The sequence below is a fragment of the Vibrio sp. R15-SG3-ISO1A genome (genome assembly GCF_059833955.1).
The window spans coordinates 1-13141 of record NZ_JCBDGH010000041.1 but is presented as its reverse complement, the minus strand read 5'-3'; the positions used below and the strand labels follow the sequence as shown (position 1 = coordinate 13141).

10 protein-coding genes are annotated in these 13141 nt (G+C 49.3%); 4 read left to right on the top strand and 6 right to left on the bottom strand.

Translation table 11 applies throughout. The annotated features are described in order from the left end of the window. Nucleotides 1-50: 50 nt before the first annotated feature. Together asnS and AC6R0L_RS06335 are read right to left on the bottom strand one after the other, a co-directional pair. Nucleotides 51-1451 carry an asparagine--tRNA ligase gene (gene asnS, locus AC6R0L_RS06340; protein ID WP_487901206.1) on the bottom strand — a complete coding sequence of 467 codons (1401 nt, stop codon included), beginning with the start codon at nt 1449-1451 and terminating at the stop codon, nt 51-53. A 183-nt stretch (nt 1452-1634) separates the two neighbouring features. Then, the gene (locus AC6R0L_RS06335) at nt 1635-3248 is read right to left on the bottom strand and encodes a methyl-accepting chemotaxis protein (protein ID WP_500628616.1); all 1614 of its coding nucleotides are present in this window, start codon (nt 3246-3248) and stop codon (nt 1635-1637) included. 286 nt (nt 3249-3534) lie between these two features. On the opposite strand from AC6R0L_RS06335, the gene queD reads away from it, so the two are divergent. Both queD and AC6R0L_RS06325 read left to right on the top strand, forming a co-directional pair. Further along, a complete protein-coding gene (gene queD, locus AC6R0L_RS06330; protein ID WP_487901208.1) occupies nt 3535-3897 on the top strand; it encodes a 6-carboxytetrahydropterin synthase QueD in 363 nt (120 codons plus the stop codon). Between the two features lie 481 nt (nt 3898-4378). Then, nucleotides 4379-5536: an amino acid permease gene (locus AC6R0L_RS06325; protein WP_500628615.1), complete on the top strand. Its 1158-nt coding sequence runs from the start codon at nt 4379-4381 to the stop codon at nt 5534-5536. Nucleotides 5537-5655: 119 nt separating this feature from the next. Here AC6R0L_RS06325 and AC6R0L_RS06320 read toward each other — a convergent pair whose 3' ends face one another. From AC6R0L_RS06320 to AC6R0L_RS06310, 3 genes are all read right to left on the bottom strand, one after another. Further along, nucleotides 5656-7017 (bottom strand): L-serine ammonia-lyase, encoded by a 1362-nt coding sequence (locus tag AC6R0L_RS06320; RefSeq protein WP_334552417.1) that lies wholly within the window; start codon nt 7015-7017, stop codon nt 5656-5658. Nucleotides 7018-7109: 92 nt separating this feature from the next. After that, nucleotides 7110-8363, bottom strand: a complete 1254-nt coding sequence (locus AC6R0L_RS06315; RefSeq protein ID WP_500628614.1) for an aromatic amino acid transport family protein — start codon at nt 8361-8363, stop codon at nt 7110-7112. Nucleotides 8364-8645: 282 nt separating this feature from the next. Beyond that, nucleotides 8646-9257 carry a CoA pyrophosphatase gene (locus AC6R0L_RS06310; RefSeq protein WP_487901248.1) on the bottom strand — a complete coding sequence of 204 codons (612 nt, stop codon included), beginning with the start codon at nt 9255-9257 and terminating at the stop codon, nt 8646-8648. Between the two features lie 85 nt (nt 9258-9342). Between AC6R0L_RS06310 and AC6R0L_RS06305 the strand changes: the two genes are divergently transcribed. Beyond that, nucleotides 9343-9885 carry a heme NO-binding domain-containing protein gene (locus AC6R0L_RS06305; protein WP_487901210.1) on the top strand — a complete coding sequence of 181 codons (543 nt, stop codon included), beginning with the start codon at nt 9343-9345 and terminating at the stop codon, nt 9883-9885. 3 nt (nt 9886-9888) lie between these two features. Beyond that, nucleotides 9889-11586 (top strand): ATP-binding protein, encoded by a 1698-nt coding sequence (locus AC6R0L_RS06300; protein WP_500628613.1) that lies wholly within the window; start codon nt 9889-9891, stop codon nt 11584-11586. On the opposite strand, the gene pabB is transcribed toward AC6R0L_RS06300, so the two are convergent. After that, a complete protein-coding gene (gene pabB / locus AC6R0L_RS06295; RefSeq protein WP_500628639.1) occupies nt 11583-12950 on the bottom strand; it encodes an aminodeoxychorismate synthase component 1 in 1368 nt (455 codons plus the stop codon). The genes AC6R0L_RS06300 and pabB overlap by 4 nt on opposite strands. Nucleotides 12951-13141 lie beyond the last annotated feature (191 nt).

Genomic DNA, 13141 nt, shown 5'->3' with positions numbered 1-13141 from the left:
ACCTCCGCGTGAGACGGAGGTTTTTTGCACTAAATCGAGAGGCCGAACGTTTAGAAGTTCGCCGAGCGTGGTGTACGTGGGAATGGGATCACGTCACGAACGTTGCCCATACCTGTTACGTAAGAGACGAGACGCTCGAAGCCTAGACCAAAGCCTGCATGTGGCACGGTGCCGTAACGACGTAGGTCGCGGTACCAGCTCATGTGCTCAGGGTCGATGCCGACTTCGCGCATACGTGCATCTAGGATGTCTAGACGCTCTTCACGCTGAGAACCACCGATGATTTCGCCGATGCCAGGTGCCAGTACGTCCATTGCGGCAACGGTTTTACCGTCATCGTTCGCACGCATATAGAATGCTTTGATGTCTTTCGGGTAGTTCTTCACGATAACCGGTGCTTTGAAGTGTTCTTCAGCAAGGAAGCGCTCGTGCTCAGAAGACATGTCGATGCCCCATTCAACTGGGAACTCGAACTCACGACCAGAATCAAGCAGGATCTGGATCGCGTCTGTGTAGTCCACTTGTGCGAAGTCAGAAGAGACAAACTGCTCTAGACGAGTGATGGCCTCTTTGTCGATGCGCTGTGCGAAGAACTCAAGGTCATCACGACACTCTGCAAGAACGGCTTTAAAGACGTACTTCAGCATGTCTTCCGCCAGTTTAGCGACGTCGTCTAACTCGGCAAACGCCACTTCAGGCTCAACCATCCAGAACTCCGCTAGGTGGCGGCTGGTGTTTGAGTTTTCCGCGCGGAAAGTCGGACCAAAGGTGTACACCTTGCTTAGTGCACAGGCGTAAGCTTCCGCGTTAAGCTGACCAGATACGGTTAGGAAAGTCTCTTTACCGAAGAAGTCTTCGTTATAGTCCACTTTACCATCGTCAGTGCGAGGCAGGTTTTCCATGTCTAGCGTAGATACGCGGAACATTTCACCAGCACCTTCTGCATCAGAAGCGGTGATCAGTGGCGCCGATACCCAGAAGTAGCCTTGTTCGTGGTAGAAACGGTGAATGGCTTGAGATAGACAGTTACGTACACGTGCTACCGCACCGATTACGTTGGTGCGCGGACGTAGGTGTGCCACTTCACGTAAGTACTCGATAGAGTGGCGAGTTTTCGCCATTGGGTAGGTTTCTGCGTCTTCGACCCAGCCGACCACTTTTACATCTGTAGCGGCAAGCTCAAAGTCTTGGCCTTTCGCAGGAGACTCAACAATCTTACCCGTTACTTCAACAGAGCAGCCCGTGGTGAGCTTAAGTACTTCGTCGTCGTAATTATTAAGATTATTAGGGACCACGGCCTGAATCGGGTCGAAACAAGAGCCGTCATAAATGGCAAGGAAAGAGATTCCAGCTTTGGAATCACGACGTGAACGGATCCAACCTCGTACAGTGACTTCACTGTCTACCGCTAGCTGACCTTTCAAAACGTCTGATACAGGCGCGTAAGTCATGTTTTCAATATTCTCCATTGAGTAAAAATTCAACCCAATGTTTGCAAAACCGTCATTGGACAATGCGTGAGCAAAACATTGGGTTGGGTAGAATTCTAACTATTCAATGGCACATATTACCTTTCAATTAATATGCTTCAACCATTAATGTCGATAAGTTGGCGAAAAACTGTTCATATCCACTCATTTCGGTTGAGAAAGAGAAAACTGGTTAAGAAGATCCTCTAGTTGTTCGGATAACTGTTCAAGATTCATACTAATGTCTCGTGTTTGTGCCGCCGAATCCGAGGTTGCCCGGGCGTGTTGAGTGATGACGTCGACTTTCTGCTGAACTTCTTGCGTCAAGTGCGAGGTATTGCTGCTCTGACTTTGAATGCTGGTGGCGTGGGAGAGGGCTTGCTGCATCTCTGACACCACTTCGGACATGGCGACGGATAACTGCTCCACCTCACTTGATCGTTGATGGGCGGTGTCGCACACCGTATCGACGGATGCGAGCGACGTTTGGCTATCGCTTTGAAAATCCGCAATGATCTTTTCGATACTGCCGGTCGCCTCTGCGGTGCGACTGGCCAACTGCCTGACTTCATCCGCAACTACCGCAAAGCCACGTCCTTGTTCGCCAGCACGGGCCGCTTCAATGGCCGCATTCAGCGCCAATAAGTTGGTTTGCTCTGCGATGCCTTTGATAACTTCTAAAATCGATGAGACTTCGACGGTTTGCTGATTCAAATCGACCAAATTACCTTTGACTTGCTCAATGTCGGTAACAAGATGTTTGATTTCGTCACTGGCGTTGTGCGCTCGTGTGGCGCTGTGCTCGGCAATCGTGGTGGTGTGCTTGATCAGTTCAGAGGCGTTCACCGTCGCTTGTTCGACATCGATTTGCTGCGCTTGCATCTGCTCAATATTGGCTTGAACTTCGTCGGTCTCTTGCTGTTGGTTGCCAGCGGCATCGTCGGTAATTTGCGCCACGTGCGTTAACTGATTGGCTGAGTGCGCCACCTGATGGGAAGTCGCTTGCACTTGACTCAGGCTGCTGGTCACTGTGTCCATAAATGAGTTGATGGCTTTGGCCAGTTGGCCAATTTCATCACCTTGCTTGGAGACGACGCGCTGAGTAAGGTTTTTGGAATCACTGACGCTTTGCATAAAGCGCGAGGTCTTTTGGATGGGCTGAACAATGGTTTTGCGGATGATACCCATAGTGACGAGAAAACCGACGAACCCAAAGCCGGACATGATCGCTAAGGCGATCAGTGTGCGCTGGCTGACCATCTGATTAACGTGTGACAGGTTGTACTCGAGGCGGATAGCACCGAGCACTTCGCCTTCTGGTGCCATATGACAGGCCACGCAGTTCGTGCCGCGATAGTTCTCACTCGATTTCATTGGCATGGCTACCACAATTCCTGAGCCCCATTCTGCTTGAATGGGCTCAATCACCAATTCGCCGCTGAGCGCTCGTTGGTCAATGTCATCGACGGGGCTTTGATTGTCGTTGCCTGGGCCGTAGAGCTTGCTGACGAGATCCGAGCGCAACACACGTACTTGTTCAATGCCATCTTGAGCTAACGCCTTCTGACGCAAGGTTTCTTTTTGCGCCATCGTGCCTGTCAACATCATCATATTGAGGCTATCAAAGTAGTTGCTGGCTTTATCATGGAGCTGCTCACTAAGTACCGAATTTAATAGCTCACGTTGCTGAAGGTATTGGTAGCTTGTCGAGGCAAGCAACACCAAGCCAAAAACGGAGAGTAGGGTAATCAAGAGTTTTGTTGTTATGGTTAGACGCATGATCGTTTCTTGGTATGAGTTGGAACTGACATCACTATGATCTTGGATAGATACCTCTATAGAAAGTAGGTTTATTTGAGACTGTGATGCGACACATGTTAGTCGTGTGTAAATGTGATGTGTAACTGTTGTAATCAAAAACTTGACGCTGTGACGTTTTTCCGCCGTGCTACAGATAAGAGGTGTGGAAGGGAAAGCGTTTGCTTGGTCATTCAACGGATTTCGCGCTTGTCTCGACTATACTAATTCCTTAGTATTGCCACTCTTTAAAAACCCGAGAGTCAAAATGAAAACTGAACTATACAAAGAATTCATGTTCGAAGCCGCGCATCACTTGCCCCATGTGCCAGAAGGACACAAATGTGGTCGCCTTCATGGTCATTCTTTCTTAGTTCGCCTGTATGTCGAGGGCGAGGTGGATCCTCACACTGGTTGGGTTGTCGACTTTGCGGAAATCAAAGCGGCGTTTAAACCGATTTATGACCGCCTTGACCACTACTATCTTAATGATATCAAGGGATTGGAAAACCCAACCAGTGAAGTATTGGCGAAATGGATCTGGAACGAGATCAAACCGTCACTGCCGCTATTAAGCAAGGTTGAAATTAAAGAGACCTGCACGGCCGGTTGTATTTACAAAGGCGAGTAATCGCCACAGCGTAGCGGCTGGTAAAGAATTCTGTGTATAAAGCGAAGGATAGATGACTTCGCTTTTTTTTCGTGCTCGTCCATCGACGTTGGGTTCATCGCGTTGCGCAACTGCGCTGGCCAATAATTCATCACTCAGCGTAGCAGGCGTTGCAATCACGAGGATGATGTTTAAGATGGGCTGGGCCCAAACTGGGCGCGGCAGCAGAGGATAGGCTGTTTTTCTGGCACGGATTGCTGCATCGCCTTGGATAGTTCAATGATTGTTAAAATTACTACGCCTATTATCGAGCCGACGGAAGGGTCGCCACACTGTGCCGTCACGCCTGTTCACTCGCTCTATTCTCATTCTGCTTCTTTATCGTCACTTTTCTCCCTATATCACGACGTCAAACACCATTATTCCTATTGTTTCTGACCGTTAGCCACCGCGCTAGGAAGCGCACATTTACTCCACACGCACTAACACAGAAAACAACGTTATGAATACAAAACTCTTGGGAAGCTCCCTTATTATCTCGGGTACGGCACTGGGTGCCGGCATGCTCGCTATACCTATGGTATTGGCGCAATTTGGTCTTTGGTCTGGCACCTTACTGATGATCGTGATCTGCGCGGGTACCACTTACGCCGCCTTGTTACTGCTTGAAGCAACGTTAAAATCCGGTGGCGGACTTGGCCTGAACTCCATCGCGCGCAATACGTTAGGAAAAAGTGGCCAATGGATCACCAACGCGCTTTTATACGCGCTGCTCATCTGTTTGTTGATGGCCTACATCTTAGGCGCAGCGGATTTGGTCAGTCAGTTGATGACGGCAATGGGCTTGGCTATCACCCCCACTCAAAGCCAGATTGGTTTTACTGTTCTCGCTGGTGGAGTGATCGCCGCCGGAACCGGTATTATCGATAAGCTTAACCGCGGCTTATTCTTGGTCATGATCGCGTGTCTCGCGACCACACTGGCGTTTTTGCTGCCAGATTTTCATTTTGATCACTTAAATCGAGTGCTCAATGACAATCATTGGCAACTGTTCAAAACCAGCGCCGTACTCTTTACCAGCTTTGGTTTTATGGTCGTGATCCCTTCTTTGGTTGCTTACAATTCGCAGGCGACAGACCGCAAGTTGAGAAACATGGTCATCATTGGTTCGGTGATACCGCTTTTTTGCTATTTGTGTTGGCTGTTTGCCGTGGTCGGGAATCTGAACCCTACTCAGTTGGGTGAGTTGAAAGGGGTGGGCGATTTGATCGCTGCTTTCGAGCATCATTCCCGCTGGATTGGCACCTTGCTGTCACTGTTTACCGGATTGGCATTGCTGACATCGTTTTTTGGTGTCGCTATGGCGCTGTATAACCAGAATCGCGATATGTTCCACCAAAACCGCGTCGTGACCTATGTGTTGACGTTCATCTTGCCACTTCTGGGATCGCTGTTTGCGGCGGATAAATTCTTAGCGGTGTTGGGCTATGCCGGAATTATCTTGGTGTTTTTAGCGGTGTTTGTACCGCTTGCCATGGTGTATGCGCTGCGACTGGCCGATACTCAACCACAGCGTTACACCGCAGAAGGTGGGCCGTTGATGCTGGTGCTGTCATTGCTGTTTGGTAGCGCGCTGCTCGCTTCACAAGTGCTGTTGTGATGCGTATTTTCGAGCTGAATTAACCCAACGAAAAAGGGAGCGCTGATATTCAGCGCTCCCTTTTTATTCAAACCCGAACGAGTGTAACCGACGCAAAGGTAAGCGATGGCATCACCGGATTAGCAGATCACTTTAACGGCCAAACCACCTTGCGAGGTTTCACGATATTTGGCGTTCATGTCTTTCCCCGTCTCCAGCATGGTTTCGATCACTTTATCCAGTGATACCGTTGGTGCTGACGAGCGGCGAAGCGCCATGCGAGTCGAGTTAATCGACTTCACTGCGGCAATGCCATTGCGCTCGATACAAGGGACTTGAACTTGACCTGCAACAGGGTCACAGGTGAGGCCAAGGTTGTGTTCCATCGCAATTTCCGCTGCCATACACACTTGCTCAGGGCTACCGCCCATAAGCTCTGCAAGGCCTGCCGCCGCCATCGAACAAGCGACACCGACTTCTCCCTGACAACCCACTTCAGCACCAGAAATCGAGGCGTTACGTTTGTACAGACCGCCAATGGCACCAGAGGCTGCAAAGTAGCGGATGTAATCTTTTTCTGTCACGGTTTGAATGAACTTGTCGTAGTAGGCGAGCACCGCAGGGATGATGCCACATGCACCATTGGTTGGCGCGGTTACGACACGGCCACCCGCCGCGTTCTCTTCATTCACCGCAAAGGCGAACATGTTTACCCAATCGACCACAGACATAGGATCATTGGTCGTCTTTTCAGAGGTCAACAGTTGCTGACGTAACGCCGCAGCACGGCGCGGTACACGCAGTGGCCCCGGAAGAATACCTTCGGTGTTCATACCGCGATCCATACACTCACGCATGGTTTTCCAAATGTTGGCAAAGTAGGTGCGAGACTCTTCATCAGAGTGCATCGCCGCTTGGTTTTTCATCACCAAGGTGCTGATGGATAGCCCGCTCTCTTTACATTGATTGACGAGTTCTTCCGCTGATGTGAACGGGTAAGGCACCTTGATTGGGTTGGCTTCTTCTTTACCAAAGTTTTCCTCGTCAACGATAAAACCGCCGCCGATAGAGTAATAGGTTTTAGAGTAGGCTTTCTCTTCACCAATCCAAGCATGAATCTGCATGCCATTTTCGTGCAAAGAGAGGTTACTACGGTGGAAGTTCATTCCTCCGTCTCTAGGAAACGAGACGGTATGACAGTGCATGCCAACAGGAAGGCGTTCTGTTTCTTCAACGCGAGCGATGAAGCCTGGAATCGCGTCGATATCGACTTTCTCTGGGGTGTTGCCAGCAAGACCCATGATGATGGCGATATCTGTGTGGTGACCTTTCCCTGTCAGTGAAAGTGATCCATAGACGTCAACGGTGATTTTAGTGATGTCGCGCAATTTTCCCATTGCACGTAAGTCATCAATAAACTCTTTACCCGCCTTCATTGGGCCGACTGTGTGAGAACTAGAAGGACCAACGCCGATCTTATAGATATCAAAAACACTAATCATATTGATTACCTCAAAGTAAGCCTCCCGAGCAAGAGGGAGGCTTAGTATTATTCTATTTGTTTGCTATCCGTTCTGATGAATCAGAGCCCGGTTTATAGCGCGCCGTAGATTACAGAACTAATGGCAGCAAGACCACAGATAGTTGTGAAAATCTGTACAGGTGCAGAAGTTTTGTACTTCGCCATCGCTGGGACTTTTTGCATAGCAAAAACAGGCATCAAGAATAGGATGGCAGCGATCATTGGCGCGCCCATGGTTTCAATCATGCCAAGGATGCTTGGGTTAACAATCGCCACAACCCAAGTGGTTAGAACAATGAATACCATTGAGCCTTTTTCGATTTTGCTCACTGGCGTTTGTGAACGTGATTTGATAAGTCCAACTAAACCTTCATGTGCACCCAAGAAGTGACCGAAGTAGCTTGAGGTAATCGCAGCAAATGCCACCAAAGGACCCATGTAAGAGATCAGTGGAGACTCATGCACGTTCGCAAGGTAAGAGAGTACAGAGATGTTTTGCTCTTTCGCCATCGCCAGTTGCTCAGGAGATAGAGAGAGCACCACAGAGAATACAAAGAACATTACGAAGCCCATCAGCATCATCGCTGCGCCGCCTGTGATGGCGTCGGTCTTCTTCACTGCGTTGTCACCGTGAACGCGACGTTGCTCTTTAGAGAACTGAGAGACCACAGGGCTGTGGTTGAAAGAGAACACGATGATAGGAATTGCGAGCCAAACGATAGACGGCATTGATGACCAGTCTGGAGCGACAGACATCATAGAGCTGTTCCAATCAGGGATAAGATAGAAAGAGAGCGCAAGCAAGATGAACACGAGAGGGTAAACCAGTGCTGACGTCGCTTTAAGCATCAGCTCTTTGCCGAACAAGACGCCCGCTGTCATCGCCGCGATCAACGCACCAGAGAGCAACCAGCGAGGAATCGACTCCATACCCATTTGGTTGACAAGGAAAGAGTCAACGGTATTGGTGATACCGACACCGTAAATAAGAACGATAGGGTAAATGGCGAAAAAGTAGGCAAAAGTGATGATGTTTGCGCCAGTCTTACCGAAGTGTTCTTCTACTGTATCTGTGATATCTGCGTCAGGGTTTTTCGCCGAGAGTACAAAGCGAGCCAGTGATTTGTGTGCAAACCATGTCATCGGCGCTGCGATTAGCGCTAAGATAACTAATGGCCAAAAGCCACCCGCACCGGCTTTGATCGGTAGAAATAGAACGCCAGCACCGACGGCGGTACCGAACAAAGAGAGACACCAAGTGAAGTCGGTGTAAGTAAACTTACTAGAAGATTGTGCGGTATTAACCGCAGTTGTTGTTGAATTCATGTTGTGATACTCATTTTTGGGAACAGGAAATAAGTCGGGTGCAATAGTGCCTTATTTTGTTTCACGAAAAATAGATCTAAATCATGCTTTGTGCCTGGTCGCACCAGTCGGTTTTCAAAACAGGTTTTTCATCACGAAAATGACGTGCCACTGGTGATTTATGCTAATTTTAATCATTACAAAAACTAATGCTAACTAAAAAGGTGGCTAATTTGAGGTTGGCGCAAACGATTGGCTGTGTGAGATGAATAAAGTTGATGTGAATAGATGAAAAAAGATCACTTATTGACGAGGTAGCGATAAATGTTTTTGCAGTGCTTGAATGATCTGCGCCGTCATCCCCCAGATAAAATGGTGTTGGTAAGAGAGACCGAACACTCGATGGCGATTCTGGTTGACGAGAAAGTGCTGACTGACCAATTTGGATCGGTCCAACACTAAGTTCAGCGGCACTTCAAACACTTCTGCCACTTCATTGGTGTCAATGCGTGGGGTGTAGTCTGGCTCGATAAAGGCGAGAAAGGGCGTGACCGTAAATCGGCTGACGGTGACAAGTTCCGGCATCTGGCCAAAAATGGCGATTCGCTTAGGGTCGATACCGATTTCTTCTTGAGTCTCTCGCAGCGCTGTTTGGGCCAGTGTGCCATCACTCGTTTCATACTTTCCGCCCGGAAAGCTCACCTGACCCGGGTGATGCTTTAAGTGCGCGGCCCGTTTAGTAAACAGTACGTGCAGGCCATTATTACGCTCCACAAAGCCTATCAGCACTGACGCTGGGCGCAACGATTCCGCTTTGAAGTGCGAGACGCGTTTCAGTGCTTCCTGATGATAATCCACGGTTTGAAGAAACTGAAAACGTTGTATTAAGTGATTTTTATTTAGCACAGACAATATCTTAGCCCTTGGTCGTTATTTGAAAAACCGCCGCTTATGGATCATGCTTTATTGGGTAATGGTTATTGCAAGGATAGCGTATTTTATGAAGGGCATTATATTCACTGAGTTTCTCGCCTTGGTCGAGGAAAAATTTGGTCTTGAGCAGTTAGACGCCATCTTAGACGAAGCGCAAGACAGCGGGATATATACGTCGGTTGGCAGCTACGATCACAAAAATTTGGTCAAGTTGATTGTTATTTTGAGCAAACAAACCGGCATTCCGCCTGAAGATTTGCAGCGCGTCTTTGGCCAAAGCGTGTTTGATAATCTGTTCGCGACCTTGCCTGACGCCAACAGTTTGGGGGGCTGTAAAAACTCACTGCAATTTATCAAATTGGTAGAAGACTACATTCATATTGAGGTGAAAAAGCTTTACGCCGAAGCCAATCCACCGAAGTTTGTGTTTATCTCAGAAAGTGAATCTGAAGTGGTGTTTGATTATCAAAGTGCCCGATGTATGTCGCATGTTTGCCTTGGCCTACTAGAAGGCTGCGCGCGCCATTTTGGTGAAACATTGGCGATTGAAATGAAAGACAAGACCGGCGCCGGGGATGACGTGCGTTTCCATGTGGTACTTGAAGGCTAGCCTATGGATAGTCCATCGCCGCTAGAGCGCAAGTTAGCGCGAGAAATCGCTGCGCGTAAGCAAGCAGAAAAGCTGCTCGAAAATAAAAGTTTGGAGCTGTATGAGGCGAATCAGCAGCTTCAATTGGTCTTAGCACAACTCAAAAAGCAAACCCATAAAGATTTACGCAAGCTCGACTTTGAGCAGCAGATCAACGAAGCGTTGATCCATTTTGGTCGGGCGTTCTTAAGTCGCACACTTGATGATGGCTTAATTGCCAATTTCCTAGAGCGGATTCAATCCTCTTCCGTCATCTTACGCGCTGGGGTGTTTATCTCACCCAACTTATTGTCTACGGTGATCGCCGACCAATTTGGTCACGGTAGCCAAACGACGCTTGAGAGTATCAAGCCTTATGCGGTTTGGGATGAGACGACACTCAGGCTGCCACTCGAAGTGGATTACGCGGTGATAGGTGAACTTTGTGTAGAGGTAGAACCGAGCGTGATAGAGGCCGATTTTATCGAGAGCCAAATCGCGCTGGTAGGGGAGCTGCTCTGCAATGCCATCAGTCGCCAGCTTATTATGACCAGTAACCAAGAAGCGCGCGCACGTGCCGAGGAGTCAGAGAAAGCGACCAAGGAATTTGTCGCGATGATCAACCACGAGTTACGCACACCTCTTAACGGCTTGCTCGGCAGTGCAGAGCTGCTGTCTGAAACGGAGCTCAACGAAGAGCAGCGAGCCTTACTCACCAACCTTGCCCATTCGGGTGGCCTGCTGCGCCATATCATCAATGACATTCTTGATTTCAGTAAGATGAGCGCCGGGATGATGGAATTGATTCCCAAAACCTTCCTTTGGGCGGATATTCGAGCCATGTTACTCGGTGTGTTTGAACCAAGAGCGAGAGAAAAAGGCATTGGTTTTATTATCGACGAGTGCACGGAATTGCCAGAAGCCTTCACTGGTGACTTTGAACGCATCAGTCAAATCTTAGTCAATTTAGTGGGCAACGCGGTTAAGTTTACCGAACAAGGTCAAGTGAGTGTCTCTGCGAAGTGGCAAGAAGGGCAGTTACACATCAAGGTGGTCGATACGGGGATAGGGATTGATTTTGATTCGTTAGAGCAGCTGTTTACGCCATTTGTCCAAGCTGACCGAACGGCAAAACGTAACTATGAGGGCACTGGGCTTGGGCTCGCCATCTCGAAAAATCTTGTGGAGCTGATGGGCGGTGAGATCGCAGCAGATAGCGAGAAGGGCAAAGGCAGTTGTTTCTCTTTTCATATTCCCTTGACGTTGGCTTCAATAGAAGAGTGGTCGTCGGGGCAAGTCGAGGCGAAAAAACACCAAAAACCTTTAGACGATCTTACCATTTTGGTGGTGGATGATATCCGCATGAACCAAGTGATCATCAACCAGATGTTGAAAAAACTCGCTATTGTGCCTGATATTGCTAACAACGGGCTGGAAGCTGTCGAGGCGGTCACACAGCGTCACTACGATTTGATTTTCATGGATTGTCGCATGCCCGAAATGGACGGGTTTGAGGCGACGCAATATTTACGCGATCAAAACTACACCTTACCCATTATCGCGTTGACTGCTGGCACCACACTCGAAGAGCGCGAGCGCTGCATCGAGAGTGGGATGAACGACATTCTGACTAAACCCTACACTGCCAAAGACCTACATTTGATGCTTGAAAAGTGGGGTTAAGCACTCAACACGGGTAAAATGCGGCTGAGCTTATCGAACGTCTCTTGATATTCGGCATCATTTTGACTGTCAGCCACCAAACCGCCTCCTGCCCAAACGTACATCTGGCCGCCTTCTGCCACTAAGGTGCGAATAGTGATGCTGGTATCCATTCGGCCGTGGCGACTGATGTAGCCAATGCTGCCACAGTAGGCATTGCGGCGATGCGGTTCCAACTCTTCGATGATCTCCATCGCGCGCACTTTGGGTGCGCCGGTAATTGAGCCCCCCGGAAAACATGCACGTAGCAAATCACTGGCACGGTATGGCGAGTCCAACCTGGCGGTAATTGTGCTCACCAAATGGTGTACCGCTGGGAAGCTCTCAATATCAAACAATTTCGGAACGGCAACACTGCCTGGCGCGGCGACGCGGCCGACATCATTGCGCAGCAGATCGACAATCATCAGGTTTTCCGCTTGATCTTTCTCCGCGTGCAATAAATCGTCAGCGGCGCGCTTGTCGCGTTCTGGGTTGGTGTGGCGTGGTCGGGTGCCTTTAATAGGTTTGGTCTCGATCTGGCCGCCATTGAGTTGCAGAAAGCGCTCGGGAGAGACACTCAAAATCGCGCCTTGCTCGGTGCGAATAAAGGCAGAAAAAGGGCCTTGATTGACCGCTTCGAGTTTTTGATACGCTTGCCACTCATCACCTAGATAAGGGGCCTGAAAACGCTGAGCCAAGTTGATTTGGTAACAGTCGCCCGAGCGAAGGTATTGCTGCACTTGGTCAAACTTGCGCGCGTAATCCGCTGGCGTCATATTCGATTGCCACGGCCCTTGCAGCGCAAACGTCGGCGAGGATACCTCTGATTGAGCAAACAACCATTGGTGCGCCGCCTCGATGTCTTCACCAACCAAAACCGCACTCTGTTGCGAGTGATCGACCACCAGTGCCCAGCGATACAGGCCGACGGCCATATCTGGTGTGGTGAGATCGTGCATCGCATGCACAGGTAACTGTTCCACGCGGCGGCCCAAATCGTAGGCAAAATAACCCAATGCACCGCCCACAAAGGGCAGTTCCCCGTCGTAGTCTGTGTCACTTAACCAGCGCTGTTGCGTGTCGTCGAGCAGCTGAAAAGGGTCTAACTTGCTGTCCATTTCCCCCTCAGGCGTGACCACCGTACTGGTATCGCCACGCGTTGTGACGGTGGCAATAGGCTGGGCAACCAGAATATCGAAACGGCTATCGACATGATCTCGTGACGGTGAACGTAACAACATCGCCCACGGCATCGACGCAATCGGGGCAAATAGCGTCGTCGCTAAGTGCGGATCATAAGAAAGAGGTTTGATTTGTAAGCCATTTGGCGCGTTGTTATTCATTTGTTTAATTTGTGACAAAGAGATCGTTCGTTGCATGGTATCAGAGGGAAAGCAAGAGTATCATAATGGCAACTCTGGTCGCTACATCGGCGTTTGACCCTATTACGGCGTTGGTCATACGACTCCTCTTAAGCAAACGCGTATCTATCGGCCTTATAATAAGGAAGCATAACGATAAAAGAGGCATGCAA

Excerpts from the sequence above, each read along its gene's own strand:
- asnS (WP_487901206.1), bottom strand. The coding sequence starts at position 1,451 with ATGACTTACGCGCCTGTATCAGACGTTTTGAAAGGTCAGCTAGCGGTA.
- AC6R0L_RS06335 (WP_500628616.1), bottom strand. The coding sequence starts at position 3,248 with ATGCGTCTAACCATAACAACAAAACTCTTGATTACCCTACTCTCCGTT.
- queD (WP_487901208.1), top strand. The coding sequence starts at position 3,535 with ATGAAAACTGAACTATACAAAGAATTCATGTTCGAAGCCGCGCATCAC.
- AC6R0L_RS06325 (WP_500628615.1), top strand. The coding sequence starts at position 4,379 with ATGAATACAAAACTCTTGGGAAGCTCCCTTATTATCTCGGGTACGGCA.
- AC6R0L_RS06320 (WP_334552417.1), bottom strand. The coding sequence starts at position 7,017 with ATGATTAGTGTTTTTGATATCTATAAGATCGGCGTTGGTCCTTCTAGT.
- AC6R0L_RS06315 (WP_500628614.1), bottom strand. The coding sequence starts at position 8,363 with ATGAATTCAACAACAACTGCGGTTAATACCGCACAATCTTCTAGTAAG.
- AC6R0L_RS06305 (WP_487901210.1), top strand. The coding sequence starts at position 9,343 with ATGAAGGGCATTATATTCACTGAGTTTCTCGCCTTGGTCGAGGAAAAA.
- AC6R0L_RS06300 (WP_500628613.1), top strand. The coding sequence starts at position 9,889 with ATGGATAGTCCATCGCCGCTAGAGCGCAAGTTAGCGCGAGAAATCGCT.
- pabB (WP_500628639.1), bottom strand. The coding sequence starts at position 12,950 with ATGAATAACAACGCGCCAAATGGCTTACAAATCAAACCTCTTTCTTAT.